We start from the raw sequence: 6,696 nt of genomic DNA on the forward strand, positions 1-6,696 counted from the left end.
AATTAATATTATTATGAAGTCATTACTAAATAGCTATAATTTTAATGGTATGGTTTTGACGCTTTCATTGAATATCATTACAAATTTACTCTATATTGTTATATAATCGGCAATATTTTCGTTTATACCGCAAGATAAAAACTATGTGGTGTTTTTGATTTTATTCTCCTTAAATTAAGGATTTTTTTATGATTGATTTTTCCCAATCAGTGCCAGAACTGGTCTCTTGGGCAAAAAAGAATGATTTTTCGATCGTCTTGCCTGTTGAAAGGTTAGCTTTTTTATTAGCTATTGCTGTATTAAACAGAGAGCGTTTTGATGGAGAGATGACAGAATCGGAATTAATTGACGCTTTTAGGCATGTTTCACAAATTTTTGAGCAAAGTGAAGATACCATTACTGTGCGTGCCAATAATGCAATTAATGATTTAGTCCGACAGCGGTTTATTACTCGATTTACCAGTGAAATGACTGATGGGTTTTCTATCTATCGTTTGACGCCATTGGGAATAGGTATTACTGATTATTATATTCGTCAGCGAGAGTTTTCCACCTTACGTTTATCTCTCCAACTTTCTATTGTTGCACAAGAGTTAAAACGTGCTGCCGATGCTGCGCTTGAAGGCGGTGATGATCTGCATTGGCATCGCAATGTTTTTGCGCCGTTAAAATATTCCGTTGCTGAGATTTTTGACAGTATTGATATCACGCAACGTGTTATGGATGAGCAGCAGGCAGATGTGAAGCAAAACATTTCAGCCTTATTAAGCCAAGATTGGCAAGCTGCAATTAGTAGTTGTGAAGGTTTACTTACCGAAACATCGCAAACATTGCGCGAATTACAAGACACTTTAGCAGCGGCTGGGGATAAATTGCAAGCCAGTTTGCTTTTAATACAAGATGCGACGCTTGATAATCCTGATCTTGATAAAATTAACAATGTTGTTATGGATTTACAAGGTAAACTAGATCGAATTATTGGTTGGGGGCAAAAAGCGATAGACCTTTGGATCGGTTATGATCGCCATGTCCATAAATTTATTCGTACTGCTATTGACTTAGATAAAAATCGTGTGTTTTCACAGCGTTTACGTAAATCGATACAAGGATATTTTGAGTTGCCTTGGCCGCTGACTTTTGCTAATGCTGATCGCTTACTTGATATGCGTGATGAAGAACTAGCTTTACATGAAGCAGAAGTAACAGGAGAATTACCGTCAGAACTTGAATTTGAAATGATTGAAGAGATTCAAGAACATATAATTGCTCATATTGAGCAAAATTTATTGGTCTTTAAGCAAGAACATAAACCACTTGATATAGGTCTTGCCATTTATAGCTATTTGGAACAGTTCCCACGCGAACAACACTTTGATATTGCAAGATTATTTATTGAACAAGCTATTCGTCTAGGTATTGCCGAAGATGATTTGCTTGGAATTCCTGCTGAGTGGAAGCCTATTAACGATTATGGAGCTAAGGTGCAAGCACATGTCATCAACAGATATTAACGATTTTGAAACACAACGAACCGCACATCATCTTGATGAAGTTAAGGAGCGTATAGCCACAAGTTCTCAAGCATCTATTGATAAATATATGTCAGTTAAATTGGCGCAAGCAATTGCTAATCCTATCTTTCCTGAGCTTGATAGTTTACTGCGATCTGGGCGCCATATTGGTATTGATGAACTTGATCATCATGCATTCCTAATGGATTTCCAACTTGAGCTTGAACAATTTTATCAACGTTATAATGTAGAATTAATTCGAGCGCCAGAAGGTTTTTTTTACCTACGCCCTCGTTCTACAACATTAATTCCTCGCTCAGTTCTTTCTGAACTTGATATGCTTGTTGGCAAGGTACTTTGCTATTTATACTTAAGCCCAGAACGATTGGCTCATGAAGGCATTTTTACCCTACAAGAATTGTTTGATGAGTTAGTTTCGTTAGCTGATGAAAGTAAATTACTTAAATTAGTGAACCAACGTTCAACAGGATCTGATTTGGACCGCCAAAAACTCTTTGATAAAGTGAAAACAGCGTTAAATCGTTTACGCCGGCTGGGTATGATCTTTTTTATTGTTGGTAACGATAGTAATCGTTTTCGTATCAACGAAGCTATTTTCCGCTTTGGGGCAGATGTACGTAGTGGTGATGATGTACAAGAAGCCCAATTACGCTTAATTAGGGATGGAGAAGCAATTAAAATTGAATCATCACTTACCTTAGATAATGATAATAATGAAGAGCAATATGAAGACGTTAATGAGGAGACAGAATAAACATGATTGGCCACGGTAAATTTCACTCATTAACGCTAATTAACTGGAATGGTTTTTTTGCGCGAACTTTTGAGCTTGATCAATTAGTCACAACGCTATCGGGTGGTAATGGCGCGGGTAAATCCACCACGATGGCAGCATTTGTTACAGCATTAATTCCCGACTTAACCTTATTACATTTTAGAAACACAACCGAAGCAGGGGCAACATCAGGATCTCGAGATAAAGGTTTGCATGGTAAATTAAAACCAGGCGTTTGCTATTCAATGCTTGATGTAATTAACTCTCGTAACCAACGAATTATTTGTGGTGTACGATTACAGCAAGTAGCGGGGCGTGACAAAAAAGTTGATATCAAACCATTTTTATTGCAAGGCTTATCGGTAAATATAAGCCCAACTGAACTAGTAACAGAAAGATTAAATGACAAACAGGCACGTATTTTGTCGTTGCCAGAGTTAAAAGAAAAAGTTGAATTGATGGAAGGCATTATCTTTAAACAATTTAACTCTATTACTGATTATCATTCGGTCATGTTTGATTTTGGTATTTTACCAAAACGATTACGTTCACCATCAGATAGAAGTAAATATTACCGATTGATCGAAGCCTCACTTTATGGCGGTATCTCAAGTGCTATTACCCGCTCACTGCGTGACTATTTATTACCTGAAAATAGCGGTGTACGTAAAGCCTTTCAAGATATGGAAGCGGCATTACGTGAAAACCGAATGACTTTAGAGGCTATTCGAGTTACGCAATCGGATCGTGATTTATTTAAACATCTTATTAGTGAATCGACTAATTATGTCGCCGCTGATTATATGCGCCATTCTAACGAACGCCGAGTGCATATTGAATCAGTACTTGGTTTGCGCCGTGATATGTTTAAAACACAAGATTTGCTTATTAGCAATCAATATCGTCAAGTTGAAATGGCGAAAGAGCTTAAAGAACATCAAGCAGCGCAAAGCGATTTAGAAACGGATTTACAAGCTGCTAATGATCACCTGAATTTAGCGCAAGCCGCATTGCGTCAACAAGAGAAGATCGATCGTTATCAAGCTGATTTAGATGATTTAAATTTAAAGCTTGAAGAGCAAAACGAAGTGGTGCTTGAAGCAAATGAACAATATCAAACTTATCGTGATCAAGTTCAACAAACTGAACAAGAAGTTGATGAAATCAAAACCCAGCTAGCAGATTATCAGCAAGCACTTGATGTTCAACAAACACGTGCAATTCAATATCAACAAGCCTTGCAAGCACTAAAAAATGCGCAATCATTATGCCAACTACCAAAACTAAGCATTAGTAATATTGAAGATCATTTTGCTGTATTTGATGAAAAGCAAAAAGAAATTACCGAACAAGTGCTTGAGCTAGAACAAAAATTAAGTGTATCTGATGCGGCAATTAATCAGTTTGATCGTGCTTATCAATTGGTGGTTAAATTAGTTGGTGATGTGACTCGTAGTGACGCGTTTGTTGCAGCAAAAGAATCGTTAAGAAAATGGCCATCACAATGTTACCAAGCCGAACAAGCCGAACATTTACAGTTACAATTAGATGAGCTTGAACAACGTTTTTTTGAGCAGAAAGAGGCGGAATCATTATTAACACAATTTTGTAAACGCGTTAATCGTCAAGTTAATTACGATGAGCTTGATGATTTAAAGCAAGAGCTTGAAATGCAATTAGACGAAGTCGCAGAGCTTGCTAACAAATCGAGTGAAAAAAGAATTGAATCTAGACAAGAGTTTGAACAGATTCAATCGAAAATTGCTGATTATCGCCAAAAAGCACCATTATGGTTAAAAGCTCAAGATTCCCTAATTGCTTTGCAAGAACAAACAGGCGAAACTTTTAGTAACAGCCAAGATGTTACACAACATATGCAAAAGTTACTTGAGAAAGAGCGTGTGCTTGTTGCTGAACGAGATCAAATTAGTTTTAGACGTAATCAATTAGATGTTCAAATTGAACAACTGAATCAACCTAGTGGCGTTGATGATGGTCGACTATCTGTGCTTTCAGAGCGATTTAATGGTGTCTTACTCTCTGAAATTTATGAAGATGTAACCATCGATGATGCCCCTTACTTTTCAGCGCTTTACGGCCCAGCAAGGCAAGCGATTGTTGTACCAGATTTATCGCTAGTTAAACAGCAGTTAGAAAGCCTGACCGCAAGTGATGAGGATTATCCAGAAGATATTTATTTTATCGAAGGAGATCCATCATCATTTGATGATAGTGTTTTTGATTGTGAAGAGATGAATAAAGCGGTGTTAGTTAAAACCGGTGAGCGCCAATGGCGATTCTCAAGTTTTCCTAATGTACCATTATTTGGTCGTGCAGCACGTGAAATTCATCTCGAAAAATTATCTGCTGAACGAGATGAATTGCATGAACGTTATGCAACTATTTCATTTGATTTACAAAAGTTACAACGCATTGAGCAAAATGTTGGACAATTTATCGGTCAATATCTTGCCGTAGCTTTTGATATTGATCCAGAAGCTGAAGTTCAAAAATTAACAATGAGACGTAGTGAAATTGAACGCCAACTCGCATCTCAAGAAAGTATCGATCAACAAAACCAACAACAAGTTGCTAATTATAAAGAGCAATTAGCAACTATTAATAAACTTGTTGCCCAGATGCATCTACTTGCTGATGATGATTTAGCTGATCGTGTTGATGAATTGCGTGAACAATTAGCCGAAGCGCAAGAGTCAGTGCAATATGTTAGCCGTAATCGTAACACAGTTTCTGAACTTGAACCGATTGTGACGGTATTACAAAGCGATCCAGAGCAAAATGAAGCATTGCGAGAACATTACAATATAGTCAAAGCACAGCAACAAACCATTCGGCAACAAGTCTTTGCATTAACTGAAGTGATACAACGCCGTGCTCATTTTAGTTATGAAGATTCAGCGGGCATGTTAAATGAAAATAGCGATTTAAATGAACAATTACGTTCTCGCTTAGAAATCGTTGAAGCTCAAAAAGTTGCAGCACGCAGCCAAATGCAACAGTATCAAGATAAATACAATCAATATAATCAAACGCTTGCATCGCTAAAAAGTGCTTTTGAAACTAAGCGCGATATGCTAAATGAACTACATAAAGAAATTGAGCAAATCGGTGTAAAAGCCGATGCGATTACTGAAGAGCGGGCACGAGCTCGCCGTGATGAAATCCATCACAAATTAAATAGTAATCGCCAGCATTGTACATCGCTTGAAAAACAACTGATTATGTGTGAAAGCGAAATGACGCAAATGCAAAAACGCTTAACTCAAACGTTGCGTGATTATAAACAGCTTCGAGAACAAGTAGTGCAAGCGAAAGTGGGTTGGTGTTTAGTACTAAGACTAGTTAAAGACAATAGCGTTGAACGCCGTTTACATCGTCGCGAGCTTGCTTATTTAAGTGCCGATGAGCTGCGTTCAATGTCAGATAAAGCATTAGGATCATTACGTTTAGCGGTTAACGATAATGAACATCTACGGGATGTCTTAAGATTATCTGAAGATCCAAAACGTCCAGAACGTAAAATTCAATTTTATATTGCAGTTTATGCGCATTTACGCGAACGAATTCGCCAAGATATTGTAAAAACTGATGATCCAATTGAAGCTATTGAACAAATGGAAATTGAGTTATCGCGTTTGACCGAAGAATTAACATCTCGAGAACAGCAGTTAGCGATAAGTTCCAAAAGTGTGTCAAATATTATCCGTAAAACTATTCAACGTGAGCAAAACCGTATCCGACTACTTAACCAAGGATTACAAGCAGTGGCATTTGGTCAAGTTAATGGGGTACGCTTAAATGTTAATGTTCGAGAGGCGCATTCCTCACTTTTAGCCGCACTTGCTGATGAAAAAAATGAACATCAAGATCTGTTTAGTAACAATCGTATTACTTTCTCAGAGGCTTTAGCTAAACTTTATCAGCGCTTAAATCCACATATTGATATGGGACAACGAACCGCTCAAAATATTGGTGAAGAGCTACTTGATTATCGAAATTATCTTGAAATGGATGTTGAAGTCAATCGGGGAGCTGATGGTTGGTTACGTGCTGAAAGTGGCGCATTATCAACGGGCGAGGCCATCGGTACTGGTATGTCAATTTTACTCATGGTGATTCAAAGTTGGGAAGAAGAATCCAAGCGGCTACGTAATAAAGATATCTTACCATGTCGTTTGTTATTCTTAGATGAAGCGGCTCGATTAGATGCGAAATCCATTGCAACATTATTTGAGTTATGTGAACGTTTGGAGATGCAATTAATTATAGCTGCCCCAGAAAATATCAGTCCTGAAAAAGGTACAACGTATAAACTTGTGCGTAAAGTTATCAATAACCAAGAACATGTCCATGTGGTTGGTTTGAAAG

3 protein-coding genes are annotated in these 6,696 nt (G+C 37.5%); all 3 read left to right on the forward strand.

All coding sequences use genetic code 11. The features are described 5' to 3' along the window. Positions 1 to 188: 188 nt before the first annotated feature. The gene (gene mukF / locus A9G30_RS08895; RefSeq protein WP_065588709.1) at positions 189 to 1,511 is read left to right on the forward strand and encodes a chromosome partition protein MukF; all 1,323 of its coding nucleotides are present in this window, start codon (positions 189 to 191) and stop codon (positions 1,509 to 1,511) included. A gap of 88 nt (positions 1,512 to 1,599) precedes the next feature. Beyond that, entirely contained in the window at positions 1,600 to 2,286 is a 687-nt protein-coding gene (mukE, locus tag A9G30_RS08900; protein WP_065582551.1) for a chromosome partition protein MukE, read from the forward strand. Positions 2,287 to 2,288: 2 nt separating this feature from the next. Next, positions 2,289 to 6,696 (forward strand): chromosome partition protein MukB (gene mukB, locus A9G30_RS08905; protein WP_065588710.1); only part of this gene is annotated, 4,408 nt, incomplete at its 3' end.

The sequence above is a fragment of the Gilliamella sp. Fer4-1 genome (assembly GCF_001690515.1).
GTDB lineage: Bacteria > Pseudomonadota > Gammaproteobacteria > Enterobacterales > Orbaceae > Gilliamella > Gilliamella apicola_C.